This window comes from Mycobacterium sp. pR1184, assembly GCF_041287235.1.
GTDB lineage: Bacteria > Actinomycetota > Actinomycetes > Mycobacteriales > Mycobacteriaceae > Mycobacterium.
Map to the genome: position 1 here is coordinate 26,745 of NZ_JBGGKR010000003.1, position 26,847 is coordinate 53,591.

Sequence of the window (26,847 nt, forward strand, 5' to 3'; positions counted from 1 at the left end):
TAATCTGGCCGGGTGAGCGGCAACCAGGTGCCCGGTGGGGTAATGCACAAACTGCCCGCGGATCTGCGCGAGGCATTGATCGGAAACTCGACCGCACTGGCGGCGTGGAAGGACATCACGCCCCTGGCGCGCAACGAGTTCATCTGCTGGGTCGAGGATGCCAAGCAACAGGCGACCCGAGAGCGCCGCATACGCCGGACGCAGGAGGAGCTGGAAGAAGGCCAGCGCCGGCCCTGTTGCTGGCCGGGCTGCAAGCACCGCGAACGTACCGGCCGACCATAATCTTGAAACTAGCTGTCCGCCAACGGCTTTGCCTGCTGTCGTCAGAAATTCGCGAAGCAGCTGTCCTGGCTGCCGCCGCCGGCCGGGATGCTGGCGTTGTTGGTCGAGAAGGTCGCCTCGACACCGCTATCGGTCACCTTGACACTGTCGGCGTGGATGCCCAACGGGTAGTTGTTGGCTTTCGACGTGAGCTCGTCCAGGCTCTTCTGCACGCTGTCCGTCGACATCGTGGAGCCCAGCGCGGTCAGGCTGACCACCTGTAGCGCTAACCCGTTGTTGACGATCTGCGGCTTGACCGTGGCACTGTCCAGCAAGCCTTTCAGCGAGACGGTGCCATCACCGGGGTTGGTGGTCACCTCCCCGGTGACAAGGCTGCCAATCGTCGGGATGGCGTCCTGGATCGACTGCTTGATGCCGTCTGTTGACCAGGTGATGGTGCCCTTCAGGGACTCGATCGTGCCCGCGGAGTTGTTGGCCTGGTTCAGCCGAACATTGCGGATGTCGATGCTCACCCTCATGCCCTTGACGCTGCGGACCTGGTTACCCGCGGTCGCGACGGCGATGTCCGGGTAGTGCTTGGTGAGGAACTGCCAGAGGACCGGCGGCGCCGTGGCGAACGAGACGGCTGCGCTGTCTTGGACTTCGCATTGCACCGCGTTTGCCACCCTGCTGCTTGCCTCGTGTCGGGCATACAACTCGCCGCCGATCAGGGCGGCGACCAGGACGGCGACCACCACGCCGAGGATCACGGCAATGGACCACTTCCGCCTGCGCCGCGACCGCTGCCTTTTGGCCGGCGGCGGGTCTTCTGGCGGCGAGAAGGTGGGCAGCCTGGTGGTGGCCGCTTCCTGCTGGGGTGGCGCAGCGGGCTGAGGTGGCGGCGGGCCGGGTTGCTGCGCCCGGACATTCGGCGGTAGCCCCGGCTGTTGCGGTGGCCGCCCGTGCTGCGGCGGCCCCGGTGGCCGGCCTCGAGGGGGCTGACCCTGCGGGGGCCGCACAGGCCGGGAGGCGTGCACGGTGGGTGGATCTTGCGGAACGTCGCGCAGGGGGATGCGGCGGGTTTCTGATTCCGAGGGTGGGCCGGGAACCGGGGGCCGGTGGGGCGCCGGTCGATTGGCGGGCCCGCCCGGCATGGGCGGACGAGCCCGTTCCGGCGGTTCGCCGTCCGAGGGTCCTCGCGGAGTCGTCACCAGCGCGATTGTGCCTCATCGGCGGCACGGAGGGAAAGGCGCGGGGTCAGAGATGGCTCGCCACGAAAGTCGCGGCCTGACTGGGCATTCCGGACTGCGCGTATGACAGGTGCACCGGCGAGAACAGCTCCTCGTGCGTCGGTAGCGCCAGCGCCCCGCCCGGCGTGCACACCGGATCGCCGGCAGCGCACAGGTCAACGGCCTTGGCGCCGTACCACGGGCTGACTTCGCTGACCGGCGCTCCGAGGTAGCGGTCCGACGGATTACCGAACAGGGCGAGGGCCGCAACGTGGTCGGCCTGGTCGGCCGTGAGGATGTCGGGGATCAGGCCGGCAATCGGTGCTCGGGCGATGGTGGCCTCGTCGATCGCCATCGCGCCCAGGGAATATCCGCCCAGCACGAGCTTGGTGCTGGGACAGGACGCGACCATCGATTGAACGTGCGCGTGTACATCGCTGGCGCCGGCGGATGCCGACGGAGCGAAATCCTCGCCGGCGGGGTAGTTGACGGCATACACCGCGAGGGACCGCCCGCCGAGTTGCGGGCGCAGTGCGTCGATGAACTGCTGGCCGACCACGCCGACGCCGGGTGCCTCGTTGGTGGCGCGCGCGAAGGTCACTTCGACGTCGGGGCAGGGGGCGGCGGACGCGGGGGCGATCACCTGGGATGCGTTCAGCGTGGCCCAGGTCGTCACTATTGCGGTACCCAGCGCGGAAGCGAACCGGCGTGCGTTCACGCCCCCATGCTGACACATCACGCACGCAGTTCGGGGGCGCGGTGATCTGGTCGACTCGCTGCGGGCGTCTTAGGTCAACGCGATCGGGTCCAGGCCGAAATCGGTTCGCACGGCCTCGACAAAGTCACTGACCCGACTTAGGACATTTTTCGTGAGTCGGTGACGGCCCAGTGTGTTGACCTGTGGGTTCGTGTGTTGCCGGCCGGAAATTTGCACACTAAATCTGGCTTCGTAGGGTGCTGGGGTGGCCTACGTGCGCACCGTGAAGACAGCCTCGGGCGCGGTCGCTGTGCAGATCGTGTGGTCCACGAGGCGCGGGTCACGCCAGGTCGAGCATTTGGGTTCGGCCCATGATGACGGTGAGGTCGAAGCGCTCAAAGCCGCTGCTCGCCAGCGCCTAGCCGAAGGCCAGGGCGCCCTGGACCTGGGCATCGACACGACCGGCACCGATGGCGAGCCGCTGGAGCTGCTGGCCACGAAATCGAGCCACCTGTGGGATGCGCTGTGCACCGCGTATCGAGTGTTGGGATTCGATACGGCTGTCGGCGGTGATGCGGTGTTCCGGGATCTGGTGCTCGCGCGGATCATCGAACCGACCAGCAAGGCCGATGCGTTGCGGGTGCTCGCCGAGGCCGGCGTGGCCGCCGTCGATTACCGCACCGTGACACGACACCTCCCGAAGTTCGCTAAACCCGCTGTCCGCCAACAACTGTCAGCGGCATGTGCGGCGCGGTCCGGGCTGGGACCGGCGTCGCTGGTTCTCTACGACGTGTCCACCCTGTACTTCGAGACTGACACCGCAGACGGGTTCCGCGAACCCGGGTTCTCCAAGGAGCGACGCCTAGAGCCGCAAATCACCATCGGCTTGCTCACCGACGCTTCGGGCCTGCCGCTGGCGGTCGAGGCGTTCGAAGGCAACAAGGCCGAGACCGCCACCATGCTGCCGGTCATCAACGCATTCAAGGCCGCCCACAACCTGACCGACGTGACCGTGGTCGCCGACGCAGGCATGATCTCCGAAGCCAACCAGGTCGATCTGAAGGCTGCCGGCCTCTCCTACATCCTGGGTGCGCGGATCCCGTTCCTGCCCGACGTGGTGCGCGAATGGCGTGACAAACACCCCGAAGAAGCAGTCCCCGACGGGCTCGTGCTGACCCAGCCCTGGCCGGCCACCAGCAGTGAGAAGGCTCGCGGGATCCCGGATCGGGTCACCTACTACCAATACCGGCACGACCGGGCTCGGCGCAGTCTGCGCGGGATCGACGAGCAGGTCGCCAAGGCCCAACGCGCTGTCGATGGGCACGCCGCGGTCAAACGCAACCGGTTCATCAAGCTGGCCGGTGCCACCAAGACCGTCGACCGTGTGTTGGAGGCAAAGAGCCGGGCACTGGCCGGGTGGAAGGGCTACACCACCAACCTCACCGACCAGTCTGCGGAGTTCGTCATCGGTGCATATCACCAGCTCTGGCGCATCGAGAAGGCCTTTCGGATGTCCAAGCACGACCTACAAGCACGCCCGATCTACCACCACAAACGCGAGTCCATCGACGCCCACCTGACGATCGTGTTTGCAGCAATGGCCGTCAGCCACTACATCGAGACCCGAACCGGTTGGAGCATCAAGAAATTCGTGCGGACCGCACGCCGCTACCGCACCGTACAAATCAAAGCCGGCCACCAAATCCTGACCGCCGCAGATCCACTACCCGACGACCTCCGCGACGCCATCGCAGCGATCACCCCAGGCCGTGCACACTAAATTGTCCTAAGTCGGGTGACACATCACGCACGCAGTTCGGGGGCGCGGTGATCTGGTCGACTCGCTGCGGGCGTCTTAGGTCAACGCGATCGGGTCCAGGCCGAAATCGGTTCGCACGGCCTCGACAAAGTCACTGACGGCCGCGCTCGAGGCCTGGTTCCAGTTATTCGACGGTGCGCCGACCTCGGAGATAAGGGCCGCAAAAAGTGTGAGAATTGCGGCGTACTGGGCTTTTTGCAGAATGTCGTTGGGCATTATCAACTTCATTTCCGCCATCACGCTGTTCAAGTCAACCATTGAAGGCGTCGCGACGAGTGCCGCGCGGAATGTCGCGGCTGCAATTTGCTCGGCCATGGCGGGAGTCGGTTCCGTTGCGTGCGAGAGCAGCTCCAGCGCGGGGGAGGCTGTTGCCGTGGCCGCGCCGCCGGTCCCCTGCTCGACGAGGTGTTTGACCTCTTGGTTGGACGACACCAGGTCATCGAACTCCGCAGATAATCCCTTGAACTTCGACGAGCTAACCTCGCCCTGCACAATATCCAGAGTTTTCACGAAGCGGACCGACACATCGCGCATCAAGGAGTCGTGCTGCCTTTTGGTCTCAAGGGTTTCGCCTCGGTGAAATGCGGCTTTGGATGACATGAAGGTCGTAAAACCGCCGACGCCGGCACCTAGCAACGTCGCAAGCGAAGTGAGTACAGCTTGATCCATGTGCATGTGTAAATCCTATCCCGTGAGAATTTTAGCTAGGCGCAATTGGGTCCAGACCGAAGTCGCTTCGTACCGCCTCGACAAAGTCCGCGACGGCAGCACTCGAGGCCTGGCTCCAGTTACTGGTCGCTGTTTCGGCTTCGGAAACATGGGCCGCAAAAAGTGTGGCGATCACGGCGTACTGAGCTTTTAACAGAACGTCGCGAGGCATTATGAACTTCATTTCCGTCATCAGGCTGTTCAGGTCGGCCAGTTGAGGTGCCGCGCGGAACGCTGCCGTGGCGATCTGGTCAAGTGTGGAAGCAGTCGAATGCCCTGCGCCGGTGAGGAGCTCGAGCGCCTGATGGGCTGTGAGCGCGTTCGCCCCGGCTTGGACCTGCCCGAAGAGGCTGCTGGCAGCCTCATTGGACGACACTAATTTGTCGAGCCCCGTAGATAGTGCTAACGCCGATGACGCAACAATTCCGGCCTGTACCGTATCCAGACTTTTTGCGAGGCGCAGCGACGCGTCGCGCACTAATGCTTCATGCTGAATTTTGGTGACAACAGTTTCGCCGCGATAAAAGGTGGGTTTGGTGTTGACGAATGCGGTGAGGCCGCCGCCGCCACCGGCGCCCAATAGCGTCGCACCCGACGTCAGCGCAACCCGATCCGTGTGCACGAACGGCTGCCAGCCCACCTGGTCCCCGAGGGCCAGGTCCGGCGCAGCCCCCGCAGGCTGGTGCACCTCCGTCACGAACTGCATCGGATCCCCCAGGGGGGCCGCCGGCACCGCCGGCACCACGCCGCCGCCCGCACCGCCGGGAACGACGAGCGGCCCGGTTATCCCCGGTACGGCCTGTGGCGGTGCCAACGCCGGTGCCGCCTGCAGCACCGCCTGTGGCTGAGCGGCCGGCACCGACTGCGGCTGCACCCCAGGGACCTGCTCCGCGGGCGCCGCCGTCGTCCCGGACGTCGTTCCCGAGGTTGTTCCGGATGACGACGTTGTCCCGGCCGTCGATGAGGACGTCGTCGCCGACGTCGATGTCGCCGGGGCCGATGTCGCCGGGGTCGCCGCGGCCGGCGTCGCAGTCGTCGCCGGCGTCACCGGCGCCACCCCCGCCGGGGTGATGGAGCCTTCGAAGACGCTGACGGTCGCGCCCTGAACGCCGCCGGTGAGGGTGCCCCCGGGTCCGACGGTCACCGTGGAGCCCGGGCCGACGGTGACGGAGCCGGTCGTGATGCTGAAATTCACGGTGCCGAAATTCTCGGGCAGCGCGTAGGTGCCTTCGGGGACGCTGACGAAGAAGGGGGGCAAGTCCCCGTAGCTGACGGTGCCGGTGGTGTTAGGGCCGATAGTCACGATCGAGCCCGGCGGGAGGGACCCGGTGGCACCCGGGCCGACGGTGAGAGTGCCGCCGTTGACGCCGACCGTGGCACCGTTGTCACCGCCGGTGTAGACGGAGCCGGGGTCGATCGTGGTGGTGGGTTTTTCTCGGGTGGGCTGCATCGACCGCATCAGGGTTTGGCTGCGGTCGGTGGCGGTCTTGCCGGCGCTTTGGGCCTGCGCGCGGGCCTGGTCGAGCTGCCCGTCGGACGTAGTGGTCTGTGGCGGCTCGTCGAATGCGGTCAAAGCGCTCGCGGCCTCGGAGCCGGCGGCGTAGCCATACATCGCGGCGGCGTCCTGTGCCCACATCTGCATGTACTGGGCTTCGCAGGCCGCGATCGCCGGGGTGTTCTGCCCGAAAAAGTTCGTCGTGATCAACGCCATCAGCAGCGTGCGGTTGGCCGCGATCACCGGCGGGGGCACCGTCATCGCGTACGCGGCTTCGTAGGAAGCCACCGCCGCGTACGCCTGCGCCGAGGTTTGTGCGGCCTGGGCCGCTGTGGCGTGTAGCCACGCCACGTAGGGTGCGGCTGCCGCGGCCATCCGCATCGACGACGGGCCAAACCATGTCAGGGTCAGGCCCGAGACCGTCGAAGACCAGCCGCCGGCGGTGGACTCCAATTGCCCGGCCACCACGTCCCAGCTCGCGGCGGCGGCCAGCAGCGGCCCCGAACCGGGGCCGGTGTACATCAGGCCGGAGTTGATCTCCGGCGGCAAAAGAGCAAAATCCGGCATGTCATTCGCTTTGAGGGGTTAAGCGCGCTGATTTGTCAGCAGGAGCGTACTCGGGAATCTCGCGATTTAAAGCGGCTCAGAGAAACCAGGAGTAACGGCATTGTTAACGCTTAAGTTCGGTCGCGAAGCATGGCGTGAGGGCGTGAAAACGACGCGGTTGCTGGCCCTTTCGGGGCCGCGCCTGCCAGCGGTCCTAGTGTCTTCAGGTCCACCTCACCGGCGCGTGCGGGACAAGCATCGCCCACCTGCACATTGCGGGCCGCAACTCAGATTTCTTGCCCGAATTCACGGTTCTTGCCGACCGCTGCAGGCGCTCCTACATTGGCCGGCAGCAAACCATCGAAGCTCAGGCGACCAGGCTGTCCGCGACTCGGCGGAGCACCTTGGCAATGGCCGGTCCGTCCGGCAGTGGCGCTTGATTCTCCAGGTGGGTCGCGGCGGCCCTCAGCTGGTCAGCGGTGTCGAACACCTCGAGAAGTCTGCTGCGGACTGCACCCCGGTGCGGCGGGAGGCACAGCGCCTGCGCTATTTCCGGAGCGGATCCGATGAGGTGAATCCGTTTGGAGCCGACTTCATGTAGTACGTAGATGTCGCCGAGGTGTTGGAACTCGTAGACGAAAGCGTTAAAAGTCACTGACCAAGTCCTTGTCGACTTCGTGACCGCGTGAACCGGCGGACGCTGGTGGTGCGGTGGCGGAATAGGTGCGCCCCCCGAACCGGCGCCATGGAGTAATTCGTCGCCGCGGGCCCGTCGGACGGGTGCGGACTGGCTCCAAATGTCGACCTGAGCGCCCCCGGCACGACTCGAACGTGCGACCTAGGGATTAGAAGGCCCTTGCTCTATCCACCTGAGCTACGGAGGCAATGCGCAGGTCAGTCTATCCAACAAACGACAACACCCCGACTCGCCGACGCGACACGCGCGAAAAGCCTTGCACCGCTAACGAAATCAGTTATCGTATAGAACCTCGACACACGTACAACATCAGCTGGTAAACAGCTGTTAACCGCAACGAGGCGTGTGCACAAGGGTCGAGGAGACCAGTTCAATGGGCGTGGCCATGAGTATGACTGCGCGGTACGCACGGGCGGGTTCCCAGGCGTTTCGCCTGGTAGCTGATGCCAGAGGGGCCACTCGGGCCGCCGGCCTGTTGCTGCGCGGATCGCCGTTCGCCCTGGGCTGGTTTGCCGGCTGGTTGTCGACGGAATTCCCCCCGCACGTGGTGACCGGGCACGCGTTGTCGCGGATCTCGGCCCCCTCCATCGGACGGGTGGGCGCCTCCTGGGCCGGGCAGCGGGCCGAGCAAACGCTGACCGCCAGCCTGACCGAGTCGTTCGGGCCGGATTACCCGGACCTGGTGAGCCACCCGGCCTGCGAAGCCTCCGAGTGCGCGCCGCGCGGCGGGCTGTTGCACCGGCCGGGGCCGCACGCGCGCTATGCCGCTCAGACATCGGACATTTCGTATGGCCCGGGCGGCCGGGACAACCTGCTGGACATCTGGCGCCGGCACGACCTGGCGCCGGGCCGTCGCGCACCCGTGCTGATCCAGGTTCCGGGCGGGGCGTGGGCCGTCAACGGCAAACGCGGTCAGGCCTACACGCTGATGAGCCGGATGGTCGAACTCGGCTGGATCTGCGTCTCGATCGACTACAGCAAGAGTCCGCGCTCGACGTTTCCGGCGCACCTGATCGACGTGAAGCGGGCGATCGCGTGGGTCCGCGAGAACATCGCCGACTACGGCGGCGACCCCAGCTTCATCGCGATCACCGGCGGTTCGGCCGGCGGCCATCTGGCTTCGCTGGCCGCGTTGACGCCCAACGACCCACAGTTTCAGCCCGGGTTCGAACACGCCGACACCACCGTCCAGGCGGCGGTGCCCTACTACGGCGTCTACGACTTCACCAACGCCGAGGTCATGCACGAACTGATGCTGCCGTTCCTCGAGCAATTCGTGATGCGCGCTCGCTACGCCGAGACCCCTGAGCGCTTCGCCGCGGCGTCGCCGATCAACTATGTGCACGACGAAGCGCCGCCGTTCTTCGTGCTGCACGGCGAGCGGGATGAACTGGTTCCCTGCACGCAGGCGCGCACCTTCTGCGCCGCGATGCGCGACGCTGGAGCCCCGCTGGTGGCGTACGCCGAGCTCGCCAACGCCCACCACGCATTCGACATCTTGTCGACGGCCCGATCGCGGCTGGCCGCCAACGCCGTCGCCGACTTCTTGGGCGTCGTCTACGGGCGCCGGGCCAGCGCACTGCTCGATTCGTGGTCGCTGTCGGCGACGTCGGCCAGTTGAGTCGCGCAAGTCAACTGCCTGCCACAACGTTTCATCCGCCGGTTCGCCGCGCCTGCAGTAGCTACTGAATCGTGCCTTTCACCAGCGGGGCAACGCGACTAGCGTTGGTGGAGCTATCCGGTTGGCGGAGCTGAGACAGGAGGCTTGACGGCGGTGACATGTTGGGCGCGTCGACGCGGCGATCATGACTGAGCCCGAGGGGGGCCTCGGATTGTCCGACGAGCTCGGGCCGGTCGACTACCTGCTGCATCGAGGCGAAGCGAACCCGCGGACCCGGTCGGGCATCATGGCGCTGGAACTGCTCGACACCACGCCGGACTGGGAGCGGTTTCGCACTCGATTCGAGAATGCGTCGCGAAAGGTGTTGCGGCTGCGGCAGAAAGTCGTCGTGCCGACGCTGCCGACGGCCAATCCGCGCTGGGTGGTGGACCCCGACTTCAACCTGGACTTCCACGTCCGGCGAGTGCGCGTGTCCGAACCCGGCACGCTGCGCGAGGTATTCGATCTCGCCGAGCTGATCCTGCAATCACCGCTGGACATCTCGCGGCCACTGTGGACCGCGACCTTGGTCGAGGGTCTGCCCGATGGCAAGGCCGCAACGTTGCTGCACGTCAGTCACGCCGTCACCGACGGTGTTGGCGGTGTCGAGATGTTCGCCGAGATCTATGACCTCGAGCGCGACCCGCCGGCCCGGCCGACGCCGCCGCTGCCGGTCCCGCAGGATCTGTCGCCCAACGACCTGATGCGAGAGGGCTTCACCCACTTGCCGTTCGCTCTGATCGGCGGTGTCGTGGGCGCGGTCTCCGGAGCCGTGTCGGCAGCCGGGCGCGTGCTCATGGAACCGGTATCGACGGTGTCGGGGATCGTGAACTACGCCGTCTCCGGCATCCGGGTGGTCAACCGGGCCGCCGAGCCGTCGCCGCTGCTGCGCCGGCGCAGTCTGGCCACCCGTTCCGAAGCGATCGACATCCCGCTCGCCGATCTGCACAAGGCCGCGAAAGCCGGCGGGGGATCGATCAACGACGCCTATCTGGCCGGGCTGTGCGGCGCCTTGCAGCGCTACCACCAAGCACTCGGCGTCCCGATCGGCTCGCTGCCGATGGCGGTCCCGGTCAGCCTGCGGGCCGACGCTGACACCGCCGGCGGCAATCGGTTCACCGGTGTCAATCTGTCGGCGCCGGTCGGTGCCGGAGACCCGGTCTCCCGGATGCGCAAGATCCGCGCCCAGATGACGCAGCGGCGAGACGAACCCGCGATGAACATCATCGGCTCGATGGCGCCGGTGCTCAGCGTGCTCCCGACGGCCGTGCTGGAGGGGATCACCGGCTCGGTGGTCGGCGCCGACGTGCAAGCCAGCAACGTCCCCGTCTACCCGGGCGACACCTACATCGCCGGCGCAAAGGTGTTGCGGCAGTACGGTATCGGCCCACTTCCCGGCGTGGCGATGATGGTGGTGCTAATTTCGCGTGGCGGGTGGTGCACCATCACGGTGCGCTACGACAGAGCATCGGTACGAAAGGAAGCCTTGTTCGCTCAATGCCTCTTGGAGGGCTTCGACGAAATTCTCGCGCTGGCCGGTGACCCGGCGTCGCACGCGGTGCCGGCATCGTTTTCTGCGCAACCCGATGCGCTGGCCCAATCGGTGTCGCGCTCATGAGCGCCGCCAAAGACAACGGGATACCAACGCCCCCAAAGGATTTACGGCTGCCCGGCTCGGTCGCCGAAATCCGTGCCAGCCCCCCCGGCCCGAAAGTCGGTGCGTTCTTCGACATGGACGGAACGCTGGTCGCCGGGTTTACCGCGGTCATCCTCACCCAGGAACGCCTGCGCCGGCGAGACATGGGCGTCGGCGAGCTGCTCAGCATGGTTCAGGCCGGCCTGAACCACCGGCTCGGGCGTCTGGAGTTCGAAGATCTGATCAGTAAGGCATCCGAGGCGCTGCGCGGCCGGATGCTGAGCGACCTGGACGAGATCGGCGAGCGACTCTTCGCCCAACGGATCGAGTCGCGCATCTACCCGGAGATGCGCGAGCTGGTGCGCGCCCACGTGGCTCGCGGCCACACCGTGGTGCTCAGCTCCTCGGCACTGACCATCCAGGTCAATCCGGTAGCCCGTTTCCTCGGGATCGCCAACACACTCACCAACAAGTTCGCGGTCAACGACGACGGGATGCTGACCGGCGAGGTCGTCGAGCCGATTTTGTGGGGGCCGGGTAAAGCCGATGCGGTACAACGGTTTGCGGCCGAGCACGATATCGACTTGAAGGACAGCTACTTCTATGCCGACGGCGATGAAGATGTCGCGTTGATGTACCTGGTCGGCAACCCACGGCCCACCAACCCCGAGGGCAAGATGGCCGCCGTCGCCAAGCGCCGGGGCTGGCCGGTCCTGGAGTTCAACAGCCGGGGCAGCGTGGGCATCCGGCCACAAGTGCGCACGCTGGCGGGCATCACCTCGATGTTCCCGGTCGCGGCCGGCGCACTGGGCGTCGGGCTGCTGACGCTGAGCCGGCGGCGTGGGGTGAACTTCTTCACCTCGATGTTCCCCCAGACGTTGTTGGGTGCCAGCGGCGTCAGTCTGAACGTCATCGGCAAAGAGAATCTGACCGCACAGCGTCCCGCGGTGTTTATCTTCAACCACCGCAACCAGGTTGACCCCGTCATCGCCGGTGCGCTGGTGCGCGACAACTGGGTCGCCATCGCCAAGAAGGAGCTGCAGAAGGACCCGCTGGTGGGCACCCTCGGCAAGCTCACCGACGGTGTGTTCATCGACCGCGATGACCCGATCGCCGCGATGGAGACGATGGCCGAGGTCGAGGAGCGCGCCAAGAAAGGTTTGTCGATCCTGATCGCCCCCGAAGGTACCCGGATTGACACCACCGAGGTCGGGCCGTTCAAGAAGGGGCCGTTTCGCATCGCGATGGCAGCGGGAATCCCGATCGTGCCCATCGTGATTCGCAACGCGGAGATCGTCGCCGCCCGCAACTCCACCACGATCAACCCGGGCACGGTCGATGTCGCGGTGTTCCCGCCGATCTCGGTGGCGGATTGGACAGTTGAGACGCTGCCGGAGCACATCGCCGAGGTGCGTCAGCTCTATCTGGACACCTTGGCCAACTGGCCCGAAGACAAACTGCCGGACGCCGACGTGTACGTCGAGAAGAAGGCGGCCAAAAAGTCACCGGCCAAGCCGGCCAAGGCCACCGCGACGAAGGCAGCCAAGGCGCCGGCGAAGAAGGCGCCTGCGAAGAAGGCCGCACCCCGAAAGTCTGCGGTCAAAGCGGCCAAGCCCGCAGCCAATTCGAAACCGGCACAGCCGAATCCGAATGAATCGGAGGTCGCTCTCAAAGACGGTGAGGCGACGCAGTCCGGTGCCGACCAGCCCGGCGGCACCGAGTCTCCGTCTCGGCCCAGAGGGCGTACGTGACACAACCGGCCGCAGACACCAGCGCAGTCCTGACCGCGCAAGATTCGCTGGTGTTGGCGTCCATGGAGTCCGGCATCGAGACTCAGCTGGTGATGCAATGGCTGGGCCAGCAGCGAGCCCGGAATCCGGATGTGAAGTTCGACGTGCTCAAGCTGCCTCCCGGCGACGCACCACCGACTGCCCTGAATCTGCTTGTCGACCAGCTGGAATCCGGCGAAGACCGCTCGATCGTGCCGGTGCGGGTGTTTTGGCTCCCGGCTCCCGATCGCGGTAGGGCCGCGAAGCTGGCCGGGCTGCTTCCCGGCTGGGATCCTTACCACCCCAACCAACGCCGGCAGCGCCAGATCCTGCACAAGGATCGCCATCGTGCCCGGGTGGTGGCCGGCGAAGCGGCCAGGATGTCCGAACTCCGCCAGCAGTGGCGCGACACCACCGTCGGCGGGGATGAACGGGAATTCGCCCAATTCGTGACGCGCCGAGCCATTTTGGCGTTGGAGCGGGCGGAGTACCGAATCCTCGGACCGCAGTACAAGTCGCCGCGGCTGATGAAGCCGGAGATCCTGGCGTCCACCCGGTTTCGTGCGGGACTGAAGAAGATTCCCGGTGCCACGGTCGAGGAAGCCGGCAAGATGCTCGACGAGTTGGCCACCGGATGGAGCCGGGTGTCGGTCGACCTGGTTTCCGTTCTGGCCAGGGCGATTTGCCGCGGATTCGAACCCGAGATCGACTACGACGCGTTCCAGGTCGCCGCAATGCGTACCGGGCTGGAACTACATCCGGCGGTGCTGCTCTTTTCGCACCGGTCCTACATCGACGGCGCGGTGGTGCCGGTCGCGATGCAGGAGAACCGGTTGCCGCCGGTGCACGTGTTCGCCGGTATCAACCTGTCATTCGGACTGATGGGCCCCCTGCTGCGCCGCTCCGGCGTCATCTTCATCCGCCGCGACATCGCCGATAACCCGCTCTACAAATACGTGCTGCGCGAGTATGTCGGCTACATCGTCGAGAAGCGCTTCAACCTGAGCTGGTCCATCGAGGGCACTCGCTCGCGCACCGGCAAGATGCTGCCTCCCAAGCTCGGTCTGATGTCCTATGTAGCCAACGCGTATCTGGACGGCCGCAGCGAAGACATTCTGCTGCAACCAGTTTCGATCGGTTTCGACCAGCTGCACGAGACCGCCGAATACGCGGCCTACGCGCGCGGCGGCGAGAAGACGCCCGAGGGAGTGTTGTGGCTGTTCAACTTCATCAAGGCCCAGGGCGAACGCAACTACGGCAAGATCTACGTCCGCTTCCCCGAGGCGGTCTCGATGCGCCAGTACCTCGGGCCGGCGCACGGCCCGTTGGCCCAAGACGAAGACGCTAAAAGGCTTGCGCTGCAGAAGATGTCGTTCGAAGTCGCGTGGCGGATCCTGCGCGCGACCCCGGTGACGGCGACGGGCTTGGTGTGCGCATTGCTGCTCACCACCCGCGGTGCGGCGCTGACGCTCGACCAACTGCACCACACCTTGCAGGACTCCTTGGATTACCTGGACCGCAAGAACACCCCGGTGTCGAACAGTGCGTTGCGGCTACGCACCCGCGACGGCGTGCGCGCGGCGGTCGACGCGCTGTCCAACGGGCACCCGATCACTCGCGTGGACAGTGGCCGCGAACCGGTGTGGCTGATCACCCCCGACAAGGAGCACGCCGCGGCGTTCTACCGCAACTCGGTCATCCACGCCTTCCTGGAGACTTCGATTGTCGAACTTGCCCTGGCGCATGCCCGGCATACCGAAGGCGACCGCATGGAAGCCTTCTGGTCTCAGGCGATGCGGCTGCGCGATCTGCTCAAATTCGACTTCTACTTCGCCGATTCGGCGGCCTTCCGCGACAACATCGCCGAAGAGATGGCATGGCATGACGATTGGGAGGCTCACGTCGCGACCGGCGGCGCCGCGATCGATGCGCTGCTGTTCGCCAAGCGGCCGTTGATGGCCGACGCGATGCTGCGGGTGTTCTTCGAGGCTTACGAGATCGTCGCCGACGTCTTGCGCGATGCGCCCGCCGACGTCGGCCAAAAGGAACTCACCGAGTCCGCACTCGGGGTCGGCCGGCAGTACGTCGCGCAGACCCGGGTGCGCAGCAGTGAGTCGGTGTCGACGCTGCTCTTTGCCACCGCGCGTCAGGTCGTCGCCGACCAGGATCTGATCGCGCCCGCCCCGGATCTCACCGAACGCCGGGCCGCCTTCCGGCGGGAATTGCGGGCGATCCTGCGGGATTTCGGCTACGTCGAGCACATCGCCCGCAACCAATTCGTGGCCCGCGAATTCCAGGCACGCGAGGAGCGCACCGCTCGCCCGGCCGGGTAGCGCGGGCTTTGCCGGTGCGCGCCCATACCCTGGATGTATGACGAGTGGCCAGTCCGCAGCCAAGGCCAGGGAACTGGTATGGCCGCTGCTTACCGGCGTCGCGGTGCTGGCGGGCTGCACGGCCGCCGGCATCGGGGCGTTGTCGCTGGCCGACGCGCTGACCGCCACCGGATTGCCCAATCCGGGCCCGGCGACCACCCTGGGCCTGCCATTCGTCCGGGCCGCGGGCGAGATCGCTGCGGTGCTGGCCGTGGGGTCGTTCCTGTTCGCGGCGTTTCTGGTGCCGCCGCAGAAGTCCGGCGTGCTCGACGCCGGAGGCTACCGGGCGCTGCGGCTCGGGACGGTCGCGTCGGGCGTGTGGGCGGTGTGTGCCGCGCTGCTGATCCCGCTCACCATTTCCGACGTATCCGGTCATCGGTTGGGTGAGATGCTCGATCCGGTGCGGCTCTGGTCGCTGGCCAGCCTGGTCAACACCGCCTCCTCGTGGCGCTGGACGACGTTCCTGGCCGCCGGCGTCACGCTGGCCAGCTTGGCGGTGCTGAGATGGTCGTGGACGCCGTTGCTGCTCGCCGCTTCCCTGCTCACGCTGATCCCGCTGGGGCTGACCGGCCACTCGTCGGCCGGCGGGTCACATGATCTGGCCACCAACAGCCTGCTGATCCACCTCGTCGGCGCCAGCCTGTGGGCCGGCGGGCTGCTGGCCCTGGTGGCGCACGCGCTGCGTGGCGGCGACCACCTCGCCCTGGCGGCCCGGCGGTTCTCGACGATCGCGTTGTGGTGCTGGGTCGCGATGGCGCTCAGTGGCGTGATGAACGCCCTGGTGCGAGTGCTGCCGTCGGACCTGCTGACCACCAGCTACGGGCGGCTGGTGCTGGCCAAGTTCGTCGCGCTGTGTGCGCTCGGCGTGCTGGGCTGGCGCCAGCGTCGCACCGGAGTCGTTGGGCTGCAACGTGATCCCACTGCGCGCAGCGCACTGACCCGGCTCGCGCTCGTCGAGGCGGTCCTGTTCGGCGTGACGTTCGGCATCGCCGTCGGGTTAGGCCGCACCCCGCCGCCGCCACCGCCGATCCGGTTGCCGTCGATCCCCGAAGCCGAAATCGGCTACGACTTCGACGGCCCGCCGAACCTCGCGCGCATCCTGCTGGACTGGCGCTTCGATCTGGTCTTCGGCACGGCGGCAATCATTCTGGCCGCGCTGTATGTCGCCGGGGTGCTGCGGCTGCGCCGGCGTGGCGACCACTGGCCCGCCGGCCGGGTCCTGGCCTGGCTGCTGGGCTGTCTGACCCTGCTGTTCGTGACGTCGTCCGGGGTCGGCCGCTACATGCCGGCGATGTTCAGCATGCACATGGTCGCCCACATGGGGCTGTCGATGCTGACGCCGATCCTGCTGGTGCTGGGCGCGCCGGTCAGTCTGGCGCTGCGGGCGCTGCCCGCCGCCGGTCGCAACGACCCGCCGGGCATGCGCGAATGGCTGCTGGCCGCCCTGCATAGCCGGGTGTCGCGGATTCTGACCAATCCGATCGTGGCCACGGTGTTGTTCGTCGCGGGCTTCTACGGCCTGTACTTCACGTCCATCTTCGACGACGCGGTGGCCAGTCACGCCGGGCATTTGGCGATGAATGTGCACTTCCTGGTCAGCGGCTACCTCTTTTATTGGGTGGTGATCGGCGTCGACCCGACCCCGCGGCCGATCCCGCATTTGGCCAAGGTCGGCGTGGTGTTCGCGTCGCTGCCCATGCACGCGTTCTTCGGTGTGGAACTGATGGGCACCCCAACCGTGCTGGGAGAGGCCTACTACCGATCCCTGGGCTTGAGTTGGCATACCGACCTGCTGGGCGATCAGCGCCTGGGCGGCGGAATCGCTTGGGCGGCAGGCGAAGTGCCGCTTGTGATCGTGATGCTCGCGTTGCTGATGCAGTGGGCCCGCAGCGACGCGCGCACCGCCCGGCGTCTCGACCGGGCGGCCGACCGCGACGACGACGCCGATCTGACCGCCTACAACGCCATGCTGGCCGAACTGGCAAGGGGGCCCAAGCCGGCAACTCAGGGGCCCGGGGGGACTATGCCGGGGGAGGTTCGGAAGCCGGGTTGAGGATGTCGCTGTCGGCGGTGACGCGCGCGGTCCGATCCAGTCGCGCCACTTCAAGTTCCGAGTCCGCCAGCAGCTGCTCGATACACGCCTCCGAGGCCCCGAGATAGGTGCTGTCGAGGTCGATTTCGGTGGCCACGCACCAGGCGTGGTCTTCGGGCCACCACAGGTTGGCGGACTGGTGGCCAAGGGACGGCAATTGCACCGATTGGGCGGCAGCGGTGAGTGGTCCGCGAGCCAGGTAGTAGGCGCGACCAGGCAGCTGAAATGTCGGCAGGTCGTCAAATGCAAGGTCGATGCCGCCCCACCCATCCCATACCGCAAACCAGCAATGGTCCACGGCCGCGGTATGTCTCGCGAGGGTGCGGGTGAGCGAAGCGGCGACATCGGCTGGAAGTGTCCCTACCGAAGGTGCTTCGTCTACGACGGCGGATTGTCGGGCGCGGTACCCGGGGGTGTACCGCGACGCGCAACCGATCAGCCGATTGAATTGCATCTGCGGGTGCGCCAGCTTGTGGTTGGTGCCGGCGACCTCGGCCCACCTCACCGCCACCCCGCCGATGGCGGCGGGGTGGAACACGCGGGCGTAGGCGTCGAAAACGGCCGGAACCAGCGACCCTACGTTCTCCCCGAAGCTATGCAGCTTTTCGATCAGCCATTGCGCAGCACGGAGATCGTCGACGATCTCCAGCGCGCCGACCGCAACCACACGTCCACCATAAGTTCGACGCGCCGCCGGAGAGTAGTCCCGCCACGCACGAGCGTAAGCACACTGCGAATATTGGGCCGATTCTTTGCTGTGTGCTTCCGCTCGGGCATTCGGGCCGCCTAGTGCTTCGGTGCGTATGTCTTGATGTCCCAACCTGTTTGGCTTCGAACCGATGCCTGAGGCTGGCAACGAGCCTAGTTGGGTGGTGGTGGTTGGGGTTGGAAGGGGTCATACCACCACCATTGGGCGCGTTCGCCGGTGGGTCCGGGGCAGGGTGGGACATTGGGCGGGGGTTGGGTCGGTGGGCGTGCCAGCGATCCGGCGTGCAGCTGTTGGCCGGAGCTGTCGGTGACGGTGAGTGCGTCGGCGGGTCCGGTGAGGGTGATGAGGCCGCGGTGGTGCAAGCGGTGGTGATACGGGCAGAGCAGCACCAGGTTGGACAACTCGGTGGGGCCGCCGTCTTCCCAGTGCCGGAGGTGGTGGGCGTGCAAACCACGGGTCGCGCCACACCCGGGGACCGCGCAGCTGCGGTCGCGGTGCTCGAGCGCGCGGCGCAGCCGCCGGCTGATCACCCGGGTGGTGCGGCCGGCGCCGATGGGCTCGCCGCCGCGTTCGAACCAGACCTCACAGGTGGCATCACAGGTCAGGTAGCGGCGTTCGGCGTCGGACAGCAGCGGACCCAGATGCAGCGCCGCGGCGCGCTGCTGCACGTCGAGGTGCACCACCACGGTGGTGTGCTGCCCATGCGGGCGGCGGGCCGCCTCGGTGTCCCACCCGGTCTCGACCAGCCGCATGAACGCCTCGACAGTTCCCGGCAACGGCGCCGCGCTCTCGCCATCGCTGTGGTCCTGCTTCCATTCGGTGATCAGCGCGTCCCGGTGTGAGGCCAAGGCCGCGTCGAATCTCGCGGCGTCAAGGTGGGGGAGTTTGATCCGCCAACACGTGAACTCCTCGTCAGAGGTCTGGGTGATCGAGGCCTGCGGTTGCGGGCGAGGGCCAGGCTGGGGGCGCGGTTCCAGCTTGACCGCGGTGCGCAACTGGCTGACCGTCGCGACGGCGGCCAGGGCCGCATAGTGCTCATCAGATCCCTGACCCGCGCCGGCGGCGATGACGCCGACCTGATCCAGCGACAGCCGACCCTCGGCCATCCCGGCCGCGCACCGCGGGAATTCCTCGAGCCGGCCCGCGACGGTGGTGATCGTGTGGGCGTTGGCCGAGGACAGGGCGAGCTTCCACGCCAGCAATGCGGCCACCGACCGCGCACCGGTCGCCCCGCACAACTCGTCGCGGTCGATCTCGGCGGCAATCTCCACGATGCGCCCATCAATCGCATTACGCTGACCGGCCAACTCCGCCAACTCCTCGAACAACACCCCAAGACGGTCCGCCGGGTGCGATTCAACGGCGCTAGACGAAGCGGTCAAAGACATACCGCCATCATCGCGAGGGGGTATGACAATCTCGGCCGCCGCTGCGGTGCCTCGCGTCTTTATCCCCAGCCGTGACTTTCTGCACAGGCCGGCCCCGCAGCGGCGGGAGGACCGGCCTGACTCGTCGGTGTCTGCGCGCTCAATGAGCGGCAAGCACGAGCACTACCTGAGACACCTGCGAAAGGAAATTGAGCACATGTTCGAAACCCAGCTGACCGTCGTCGGTCACATCGTCAACGATCTGCAGCGCCGCACCGTCGGCGGGCAGGAACTCATCAAGTTCCGGGTGGCCAGCAATTCCCGCCGGCGCACCGGTGAGGGCGGTTGGGAGCCGGGAAACTCGCTGTTCATCACCGTCAATTGCTGGGGAAAGCTGGTCACCGGCGTCGGGGCCGCGCTGGGCAAGGGTGCGCCGGTGATCGTGGTGGGCCACGTCTACACCAGCGAGTACGAGGACCGCGACGGCAATCGCCGTTCGTCGCTGGAGATGCGCGCGACATCGGTGGGCCCGGACTGCTCGCGCGCGATCGTGCGCATCGAAAAGCCCGGCTACGCCGGTCCCGACGCGGAATCGGCGCCGGCCAACAGCACCGAGGAGCCGGCCGGCGTGGACCCGGTCGAGTCCGGCGACGGCGCCGAGAACCCCAGTGCGCTACCTCTGTCGGCTTAGCGGACGGATCGGGCATCCCGGGCGATGCATAGGATGGTCCGCGAGATCATTCTCGAACACCAGAAAGGCACAACCCCGGCATGGCTGAGTTCATCTACACGATGAAAAAGGTCCGCAAGGCGCACGGCGACAAGGTGATCCTGGACGACGTCACGCTGAGTTTCTTCCCGGGCGCCAAGATCGGTGTCGTCGGCCCCAACGGCGCCGGTAAGTCGAGCGTCTTGCGGATCATGGCCGGACTGGACAAGCCGAACAACGGCGACGCCTTCCTGGCCAACGATGCCACGGTCGGCATCCTGCAGCAGGAGCCGCCGCTGAACGAGGAGAAGACCGTTCGCGGCAACGTGGAAGAGGGTTTGGGCGAGATCAAGGTCAAGCTCGACCGCTTCAACGAGGTCGCCGAGCTGATGGCTACCGACTACTCCGACGAGCTGATGGAGGAGATGGGCCGGCTGCAGGAGGAGCTGGACCATGCCGACGCGTGGGATCTCGACTCGCAGCTGGAGCAGGCGATGGACGCGCTGCGCTGCCCGCCGCCCGACGAGCCGGTGACCAACCTGTCCGGTGGTGAGCGTCGCCGAGTGGCACTGTGCAAACTGCTGCTGTCCAAACCCGACCTGCTGCTGCTCGACGAGCCGACCAACCACCTGGACGCCGAGAGCGTGCAGTGGCTCGAACAGCATCTGGCCAGCTATGCGGGCGCGATCCTGGCCGTCACCCACGACCGCTACTTCCTGGACAACGTCGCCGAATGGATCCTGGAACTCGACCGCGGCCGCGCCTATCCCTACGAAGGCAACTACTCGACCTACCTGGAGAAGAAGGCCGAGCGGATCGCGGTTCAGGGCCGCAAGGACGCGAAGCTTCAGAAGCGGCTGCAAGAGGAACTGGCCTGGGTGCGTTCCGGCGCCAAGGCGCGCCAGGCCAAGAGCAAGGCCCGCCTGCAGCGCTACGAAGAAATGGCCGCCGAGGCGGAGAAGACGCGCAAGCTCGATTTCGAGGAGATCCAGATCCCGGTCGGGCCGCGGCTGGGCAATGTGGTGGTCGAGGTCGACCACCTGGACAAGGGCTACGAGGGACGCACCCTGATCAAGGATCTGTCGTTCACCTTGCCCCGCAACGGCATCGTCGGTGTCATCGGCCCCAACGGCGTCGGCAAGACCACGCTGTTCAAAACCATCGTCGGTCTCGAGCAGCCGGACAGCGGCACGGTCAAGGTCGGCGAGACCGTCAAGCTGAGTTACGTCGACCAGAGCCGCGCCGGCATCGATCCGAAAAAGACCGTCTGGGAAGTCGTCTCCGACGGCCTGGACCACATCGTCGTCGGCCAGAGCGAAGTCCCCTCGCGGGCTTACGTGTCGGCGTTCGGTTTCAAGGGCCCCGATCAGCAGAAGCCGGCGGGTGTGCTGTCCGGTGGTGAGCGCAACCGGCTCAACCTCGCGCTGACGCTCAAGCAGGGCGGAAACCTGATCCTGCTCGACGAGCCGACCAACGACCTCGACGTCGAAACGTTGGGCTCGCTGGAGAACGCCCTCGAACAGTTCCCCGGCTGCGCGGTGGTCATTTCGCACGACCGCTGGTTCCTCGACCGCACCTGCACGCACATCCTGGCCTGGGAGGGTGACGACGACAACGAGGCCAAGTGGTTCTGGTTCGAGGGCAACTTCGGTGCATATGAGGAAAACAAAGTCGAACGACTTGGAGCCGAAGCCGCCAGGCCGCACCGGGTGACGCACCGCAAGCTCACGCGGGACTAGTGTCACCTTTGCCAGCAGCCCCGCAACGATGCGCCCGGTTCGGTCGCCGAGATGTGGGGTGACTGCGCGTAGTGCCAACCGTCCTGAGTAGGGAGCTAACGGCATGACGATCGGTTCCGGACCGAAGCAGGCAACTATCCCGTGGACCGCGTTCTCCACGATGTCGGACGTTCCAGACTGGATTTCCAAGGCCTACGTCGAGACCTATCGCGGCCCGCACGACAAAGAACCCGGAACCCTCGAAACCGGCGTCATAGACCTGACCATCCCGGCCACCATCCTGACCCCGGCGTTGCTGAGCGCGCACTACCGGCTGGGCCAGCACCGGCCGCCCGGCGAGAGCTGCGTCGCGGTCTACCCGCCCGACGATCCCGCGGGCTTCGGGCCCGCGCTGCAGGTCGTCACCGACCACGGCGGCATGCTGATGGACTCCGTCACGGTGTTGCTGCACCGGCTCGGTGTCTCCTACTCCGCGTTGATGACCCCGGTGTTCGACGTGCAGCGCAACCCGGCTGGGGACCTGGTCAGCATTGAGCCCAAGGCGCCCGGCACCCCGCAATACGTCGGCGAGGCATGGATCCACATCCAGTTCGTCCCAACCGTCGACACCAAGGCGCTCGCCGAGGTCGAGAGGGTGCTGCCGAAGGTTCTCAGCGACGTCCAGCAGGTGGCCGCCGACGCGGCAGCGATCATCGCCGCCCTGAGCAACCTGGCCGCAGACGTCGAGAACAACCCCGGCGGACGTTTCACGGCGCCCGACCGCGAGGATGTCGCGGCGCTGCTGCGCTGGCTGGGGGAGGGGAACTTCCTGCTGCTGGGCTACCAGCGGTGCCGGGTGCACGACGGTCTGGTCTCCGGCGACGGCACCAGCGAGCTCGGCGTGCTGCGCGGCCGGACCGGTTCTCGCCCGCGACTGACCGACGAGGACAAGCTGCTGGTGCTGGCCCAGGCCACCGTCGGTAGCTACCTGCGCTACGGCGCCTATCCCTACGCCATCGGGGTGCGCGAATACGTCGACGGCGGCGTGATCGAGCACCGCTTCGTCGGGCTGTTCACCGTCGCCGCGATGAACGCCGACGTGCTGGAGATCCCGTCGATCTCGCGCCGGGTCCGCGAGGCCCTGGCGCTGGCCGACAGCGATCCCGCGCACCCGGCGCAGCTGATCCTCGACGTGATCCAGACCGTCCCGCGTTCGGAGCTGTTCACCCTCAGCGGCGAACGGCTATTCACGATGGCCAAAGCCGTGGTGGATCTGGGATCCCAGCGGCGGGCGTTGTTGTTCGTCCGGGACGACCGGCTGCGCTACTTCGTCTCCTGCCTGGTCTACGTACCCCGCGATCGCTACACGACGGCCGTGCGGTTGCAGATCGAGGACATCCTGGTCCGCGAATTCGGCGGGACGCGACTGGAATTCACCGCGCGGGTCAGTGAATCACCTTGGGCGCTCATGCATTTCATGGTGCGACTGCCCGAAGATGCGCCCCCGGTCGACGTCTCCGAAAAGAACCGGATGCGAATCCAGGCGCTGATCAGCGAGGCCGCGCGCACCTGGTCCGACCGGCTCGTCGCCGCCGCACCCACGGGAGCGATCTCGCACGCCGACGCCGAGCACTACGCCGGCGCCTTCTCCGAGGCCTACAAGTCGGCGGTGACCCCGGCCGATGCGATCGGCCACATCAACATCATCAACGAGCTGACCGGCGATTCGGTCAAGCTCGTGTTCACCGATCGCGGCGAGGAAACCGCGCAGCTGACCTGGTTCCTGGGCGGGCACAGCGCCTCGCTGAGCCAGCTGCTGCCGATGCTGCAGAGCATGGGTGTCGTCGTGCTCGAGGAACGGCCGTTCACGGTCATGCGACCGGACGGATTGCCGGTGTGGATTTACCAGTTCCGGATCTCGCCGCACCCGACCATCCAGGTGGCGCAGACGCAGGCCGATCGCGATGCGACGGCGGAACGATTCGCCGAGGCCGTCACCGCGATCTGGCACGGCCGCGTCGAAGTCGACCGGTTCAACGAGCTGGTGATGCGCGCCGGGCTGAGCTGGCAGCAGGTCGTGCTGCTGCGTGCCTACGCAAAGTACTTGCGGCAAGCCAACTTTCCCTACAGCCAGTCCTACATCGAATCGGTGCTCAACGAGCATCCCTCGACAGCGCGATCGCTGGTACGGCTGTTTGAGGCATTGTTCGATCCCAGCGGATCGGCCACGAGCCGCGACGCGCAAACGGCCGCCGCGGCCGTCGCCGCGGACATCGACGCATTGGTCAGCCTGGACACCGACCGCATCCTGCGTGCGTTCGCGTCGCTGGTGCAGGCCACGCTGCGAACCAATTACTTTGTGACACAAGAGGGTTCGGCCCGGGTCCGCAACGTGCTGGCGATCAAGCTGGATGCCCAGCTGGTCGACGAGCTCCCGCTGCCGCGGCCCAAGTACGAGATCTTCATCTACTCACCGCGCGTAGAGGGCGTCCACCTGCGGTTCGGCCCGGTGGCCCGCGGCGGGCTGCGCTGGTCGGACCGGCGCGACGACTTCCGCACCGAGATCCTGGGCCTGGTCAAGGCCCAGGCGGTGAAGAACGCCGTCATCGTTCCGGTCGGGGCCAAGGGCGGTTTCGTCCTCAAACGCCCGCCGCTGCCCACCGGCGACGCCGCGGCCGACCGCGACGCGACCCGCGTCGAGGGCGTCGCCTGCTATCAGCTCTTCATCTCCGGGCTGCTGGATGTCACCGACAATGTCGACCACTCGACCGGAAAGGTCAGCCCCCCACCGCAAGTCACGCGCCGCGACGGTGACGACGCCTACCTGGTGGTCGCCGCGGACAAGGGCACCGCGACCTTCTCCGACATCGCCAACGACGTCGCCCACTCCTATGGGTTCTGGCTGGGCGATGCCTTCGCCTCAGGCGGATCGGTCGGCTACGACCACAAGGCCATGGGAATTACCGCCAAGGGCGCCTGGGAAGCCGTCAAACGACACTTCCGCGAGATGGGCGTCGACACCCAGACCGAGGACTTCACGGTGGTGGGCGTCGGCGACATGAGCGGCGACGTGTTCGGCAACGGCATGCTGCTGAGCAAGCACATCAGGCTGGTCGCGGCGTTCGATCACCGGCACATCTTCTTGGACCCAGACCCGGACGCGGCCAAGACGTGGCCGGAGCGCCAGCGGATGTTCGACCTGCCGCGGTCCAGCTGGGAGGACTACGACAAGTCGCTGATCAGCGAGGGCGGCGGGGTGTACAGCCGCGAGCAGAAGTCGATCCCGATCAGCCCGCAGGTGCGGCTGGCCCTGGGCATCGACGACGAGGTCACCGAGATGGCCCCGCCCAACCTGATAAAGGCAATTCTGCTCGCGCCGGTGGACCTACTGTTCAACGGCGGTATCGGCACCTACGTCAAGGCCGAATCCGAGTCCGACGCCGACGTCGGCGACCGGGCCAACGATCCGGTGCGCGTCAACGGAAACCAGTTGCGCGCCAAGGTAATCGGCGAGGGTGGAAACCTCGGAGTGACGGCCCTGGGCCGCGTCGAGTTCGACCTCGCGGGTGGCCGGGTCAACACCGACGCGATGGACAACTCCGCCGGCGTGGACTGCTCCGACCACGAGGTCAACATCAAGATCCTGATCGACTCCCTGGTTACGGCCGGCAAGGTCCACGCCGACGAGCGCAGCGCGCTACTGGAATCGATGACCGACGAGGTCGCGAAACTGGTGCTCGCCGACAATGAGGACCAGAACGACCTGATGGGCACCAGCCGCGCCAACGCCCCGAGCCTGCTGCCGGTGCACGCCATGCAGATCAAGTTCCTCGAAGACAACGGCGTCGACCGCGAGCTGGAAGCGCTGCCGTCGGAGAAGGAGATCGCGCGGCGCACCGAGGCCGGTCTCGGGCTGACCTCACCGGAGCTCTGCACGCTGATGGCCCACGTGAAGCTGCTCCTGAAAGCGGAGATGCTGACCACCGAACTTCCCGAGCAGGACGTCTTCGCCTCGCGGTTGCCGCGCTATTTCCCGACGCCGTTGCGGGAGCGCTTCACCCCGGAGATCCGCACTCACCAGCTGCGCCGCGAGATCGTCACGACGATGTTGATCAACGACATGGTGGACACCGCCGGCATCAGCTACGCGTTCCGGATCACCCAGGACGTCGGGGTCGGGCAGATCGACGCGGTTCGCACCTGGGTGGCCACCGACGCCATCTTCGGGATCGACGAGATCTGGCGCGGTATCCGCGCGGCGGATATCCCGGTCGCGCTCTCGGACCAGATGACGCTGGATACCCGACGTCTGATCGACCGCGCCGGGCGCTGGCTGCTCAACTACCGCCCGCAGCCGCTGGCCGTCGGCGCCGAAATCAACCGCTTCGCCGTCAAGGTCAAAACGCTGACCCCCCGGATGTCGGAGTGGCTGCGCGGTGACGACAAGGGCATCGTCGAACAGGAAGCCGCAGCGTTCGCCGCCGGCGGTGCGCCGAAAGAGTTGGCCTACCTGGTGGCCGCCGGTCTGTACCGCTTCAGCCTGCTCGACATCATCGACATCGCCGACATCACCGACACCGAAACCGCCGACGTCGCGGACACCTATTTCGCGCTGATGGACCGGCTGGGCACCGACGGCCTGCTCACCGCGATATCCGCGCTGCCCCGATACGACCGCTGGCATTCCTTGGCGCGCTTGGCAATCCGCGACGACATCTACGCCTCGCTGCGGTCGCTGTGTCTCGACGTGCTCGCGGTGGGGGAGCCGGACGAAAGTGGGGAAGAGAAGATCGCGGAGTGGGAGCACATCAGCGCGTCGCGGGTGGAGCGGGCAAGGCGAACGCTCACCGAGATCTATGCAAGCGGCGGCAAGGATCTCGCGACGCTGTCGGTGGCCGCGCGACAGATCCGCCGCATGACCCGCACCAGCGGACGGGGGACTTCCGGGTGACCGTCGGATTCGTCGCCCAGGTGCCGGTGCGCTGGTCGGACATCGACATGTACCAGCACGTCAACCACGCCACGATGGTCACGCTGCTGGAAGAGGCGCGGGTTCCTTTCCTCAAACCGGCGTTCGAGGTCGATATCTTGGAGATCGGGTTGCTGATCGCCGACGTACGGGTCACCTACAAGGCACAGCTGAAGTTGGTCGATTCGCCTCTGCAGGTGACCATCTGGACCAAGCAGCTGCGGACCGTCGACTTCACGCTCGGTTACGAGGTGCGTTCGGTCGGCGCCGACCCGCAGTCCAAGCCGGCCGTCATCGCCGAGTCACAGCTGGCCGCGGTTCACATCCAGGAGCAGCGGTTGGTGCGCCTCTCGCCACAGCATCGGGAGTACCTGCAACGGTGGCTGCGCTAGCT

The 26,847-nt window shown here is 66.5% G+C and carries 18 protein-coding genes and 1 tRNA gene; 11 read left to right on the forward strand and 8 right to left on the reverse strand.

The window, feature by feature from the left end:
• The first annotated feature begins 12 nt into the window (after window positions 1–12).
• Window positions 13–282: a YdeI/OmpD-associated family protein gene (locus tag ACAG21_RS06065; protein WP_370495077.1), complete on the forward strand. Its 270-nt coding sequence runs from the start codon at window positions 13–15 to the stop codon at window positions 280–282.
• 41 nt (window positions 283–323) lie between these two features.
• Here the strand turns inward: ACAG21_RS06065 and ACAG21_RS06070 are convergent, their stop codons facing one another.
• Window positions 324–1,472: a DUF2993 domain-containing protein gene (locus ACAG21_RS06070; protein ID WP_370495078.1), complete on the reverse strand. Its 1,149-nt coding sequence runs from the start codon at window positions 1,470–1,472 to the stop codon at window positions 324–326.
• A 46-nt stretch (window positions 1,473–1,518) separates the two neighbouring features.
• Window positions 1,519–2,208, reverse strand: coding sequence for a cutinase family protein (locus ACAG21_RS06075; protein ID WP_370495079.1), 690 nt, complete (start codon window positions 2,206–2,208; stop codon window positions 1,519–1,521).
• Between the two features lie 289 nt (window positions 2,209–2,497).
• Between ACAG21_RS06075 and ACAG21_RS06080 the strand changes: the two genes are divergently transcribed.
• Window positions 2,498–3,967 (forward strand): IS1634 family transposase, encoded by a 1,470-nt coding sequence (locus tag ACAG21_RS06080; protein ID WP_370495464.1) that lies wholly within the window; start codon window positions 2,498–2,500, stop codon window positions 3,965–3,967.
• A gap of 75 nt (window positions 3,968–4,042) precedes the next feature.
• Here ACAG21_RS06080 and ACAG21_RS06085 read toward each other — a convergent pair whose 3' ends face one another.
• The 4 genes from ACAG21_RS06085 to ACAG21_RS06100 all read right to left on the reverse strand — a co-directional run bounded on the left by ACAG21_RS06085 (window position 4,043) and on the right by ACAG21_RS06100 (window position 7,639).
• Window positions 4,043–4,681: a hypothetical protein gene (locus ACAG21_RS06085; protein WP_370495080.1), complete on the reverse strand. Its 639-nt coding sequence runs from the start codon at window positions 4,679–4,681 to the stop codon at window positions 4,043–4,045.
• 25 nt (window positions 4,682–4,706) lie between these two features.
• Window positions 4,707–6,776: a PPE family protein gene (locus ACAG21_RS06090; RefSeq protein ID WP_370495081.1), complete on the reverse strand. Its 2,070-nt coding sequence runs from the start codon at window positions 6,774–6,776 to the stop codon at window positions 4,707–4,709.
• A gap of 346 nt (window positions 6,777–7,122) precedes the next feature.
• Window positions 7,123–7,410: a hypothetical protein gene (locus tag ACAG21_RS06095; RefSeq protein WP_370495082.1), complete on the reverse strand. Its 288-nt coding sequence runs from the start codon at window positions 7,408–7,410 to the stop codon at window positions 7,123–7,125.
• 155 nt (window positions 7,411–7,565) lie between these two features.
• A tRNA-Arg gene (locus ACAG21_RS06100) sits at window positions 7,566–7,639 on the reverse strand.
• Between the two features lie 186 nt (window positions 7,640–7,825).
• Here ACAG21_RS06100 and ACAG21_RS06105 point away from each other — a divergent pair.
• The 5 genes from ACAG21_RS06105 to ACAG21_RS06125 all read left to right on the forward strand — a co-directional run bounded on the left by ACAG21_RS06105 (window position 7,826) and on the right by ACAG21_RS06125 (window position 16,942).
• Entirely contained in the window at window positions 7,826–9,073 is a 1,248-nt protein-coding gene (locus ACAG21_RS06105) for an alpha/beta hydrolase fold domain-containing protein (protein WP_370495083.1), read from the forward strand.
• 184 nt (window positions 9,074–9,257) lie between these two features.
• Window positions 9,258–10,730, forward strand: coding sequence for a wax ester/triacylglycerol synthase family O-acyltransferase (locus tag ACAG21_RS06110; RefSeq protein WP_370495084.1), 1,473 nt, complete (start codon window positions 9,258–9,260; stop codon window positions 10,728–10,730).
• A complete protein-coding gene (locus ACAG21_RS06115) occupies window positions 10,727–12,499 on the forward strand; it encodes an HAD-IB family hydrolase (RefSeq protein WP_370495085.1) in 1,773 nt (590 codons plus the stop codon). Before ACAG21_RS06110 ends, ACAG21_RS06115 begins: the two co-directional genes overlap by 4 nt.
• Window positions 12,496–14,850 (forward strand): glycerol-3-phosphate 1-O-acyltransferase, encoded by a 2,355-nt coding sequence (locus ACAG21_RS06120; protein WP_370495086.1) that lies wholly within the window; start codon window positions 12,496–12,498, stop codon window positions 14,848–14,850. The genes ACAG21_RS06115 and ACAG21_RS06120 overlap by 4 nt, the downstream gene beginning before the upstream one ends.
• Window positions 14,851–14,887: 37 nt before the next feature.
• Window positions 14,888–16,942, forward strand: a complete 2,055-nt coding sequence (locus ACAG21_RS06125) for a cytochrome c oxidase assembly protein (protein WP_370495087.1) — start codon at window positions 14,888–14,890, stop codon at window positions 16,940–16,942.
• On the opposite strand, the gene ACAG21_RS06130 is transcribed toward ACAG21_RS06125, so the two are convergent.
• Together ACAG21_RS06130 and ACAG21_RS06135 are read right to left on the reverse strand one after the other, a co-directional pair.
• On the reverse strand, window positions 16,911–17,648 hold the full coding sequence (locus tag ACAG21_RS06130) for a hypothetical protein (RefSeq protein ID WP_370495088.1): 738 nt from the start codon (window positions 17,646–17,648) through the stop codon (window positions 16,911–16,913). The genes ACAG21_RS06125 and ACAG21_RS06130 overlap by 32 nt on opposite strands.
• Window positions 17,649–17,842: 194 nt before the next feature.
• Window positions 17,843–19,078, reverse strand: a complete 1,236-nt coding sequence (locus ACAG21_RS06135) for an HNH endonuclease signature motif containing protein (RefSeq protein ID WP_370495089.1) — start codon at window positions 19,076–19,078, stop codon at window positions 17,843–17,845.
• A 196-nt stretch (window positions 19,079–19,274) separates the two neighbouring features.
• Here ACAG21_RS06135 and ACAG21_RS06140 point away from each other — a divergent pair, with 196 nt between their 5' ends.
• The 4 genes from ACAG21_RS06140 (at window position 19,275) to ACAG21_RS06155 (ending at window position 26,845) form a co-directional block, all read left to right on the forward strand.
• Complete coding sequence (locus ACAG21_RS06140) at window positions 19,275–19,748, forward strand: single-stranded DNA-binding protein (RefSeq protein WP_370495090.1); 474 nt, start codon at window positions 19,275–19,277, stop codon at window positions 19,746–19,748.
• Between the two features lie 80 nt (window positions 19,749–19,828).
• Window positions 19,829–21,505 (forward strand): energy-dependent translational throttle protein EttA, encoded by a 1,677-nt coding sequence (ettA, locus tag ACAG21_RS06145; protein WP_370495091.1) that lies wholly within the window; start codon window positions 19,829–19,831, stop codon window positions 21,503–21,505.
• 103 nt (window positions 21,506–21,608) lie between these two features.
• A complete protein-coding gene (locus tag ACAG21_RS06150) occupies window positions 21,609–26,435 on the forward strand; it encodes an NAD-glutamate dehydrogenase (RefSeq protein ID WP_370495092.1) in 4,827 nt (1,608 codons plus the stop codon).
• Window positions 26,432–26,845, forward strand: coding sequence for a thioesterase family protein (locus ACAG21_RS06155; RefSeq protein ID WP_342928203.1), 414 nt, complete (start codon window positions 26,432–26,434; stop codon window positions 26,843–26,845). The genes ACAG21_RS06150 and ACAG21_RS06155 overlap by 4 nt, the downstream gene beginning before the upstream one ends.
• The last annotated feature ends 2 nt before the right edge of the window (window positions 26,846–26,847 follow it).

Excerpts from the sequence above, each read along its gene's own strand:
- ACAG21_RS06085 (WP_370495080.1), bottom strand. The coding sequence starts at position 4,681 with ATGCACATGGATCAAGCTGTACTCACTTCGCTTGCGACGTTGCTAGGT.
- ACAG21_RS06090 (WP_370495081.1), bottom strand. The coding sequence starts at position 6,776 with ATGCCGGATTTTGCTCTTTTGCCGCCGGAGATCAACTCCGGCCTGATG.
- ACAG21_RS06105 (WP_370495083.1), top strand. The coding sequence starts at position 7,826 with ATGGGCGTGGCCATGAGTATGACTGCGCGGTACGCACGGGCGGGTTCC.
- ACAG21_RS06110 (WP_370495084.1), top strand. The coding sequence starts at position 9,258 with ATGACTGAGCCCGAGGGGGGCCTCGGATTGTCCGACGAGCTCGGGCCG.
- ACAG21_RS06115 (WP_370495085.1), top strand. The coding sequence starts at position 10,727 with ATGAGCGCCGCCAAAGACAACGGGATACCAACGCCCCCAAAGGATTTA.
- ACAG21_RS06125 (WP_370495087.1), top strand. The coding sequence starts at position 14,888 with ATGACGAGTGGCCAGTCCGCAGCCAAGGCCAGGGAACTGGTATGGCCG.
- ACAG21_RS06135 (WP_370495089.1), bottom strand. The coding sequence starts at position 19,078 with ATGTCTTTGACCGCTTCGTCTAGCGCCGTTGAATCGCACCCGGCGGAC.
- ACAG21_RS06140 (WP_370495090.1), top strand. The coding sequence starts at position 19,275 with ATGTTCGAAACCCAGCTGACCGTCGTCGGTCACATCGTCAACGATCTG.
- ettA (WP_370495091.1), top strand. The coding sequence starts at position 19,829 with ATGGCTGAGTTCATCTACACGATGAAAAAGGTCCGCAAGGCGCACGGC.
- ACAG21_RS06150 (WP_370495092.1), top strand. The coding sequence starts at position 21,609 with ATGACGATCGGTTCCGGACCGAAGCAGGCAACTATCCCGTGGACCGCG.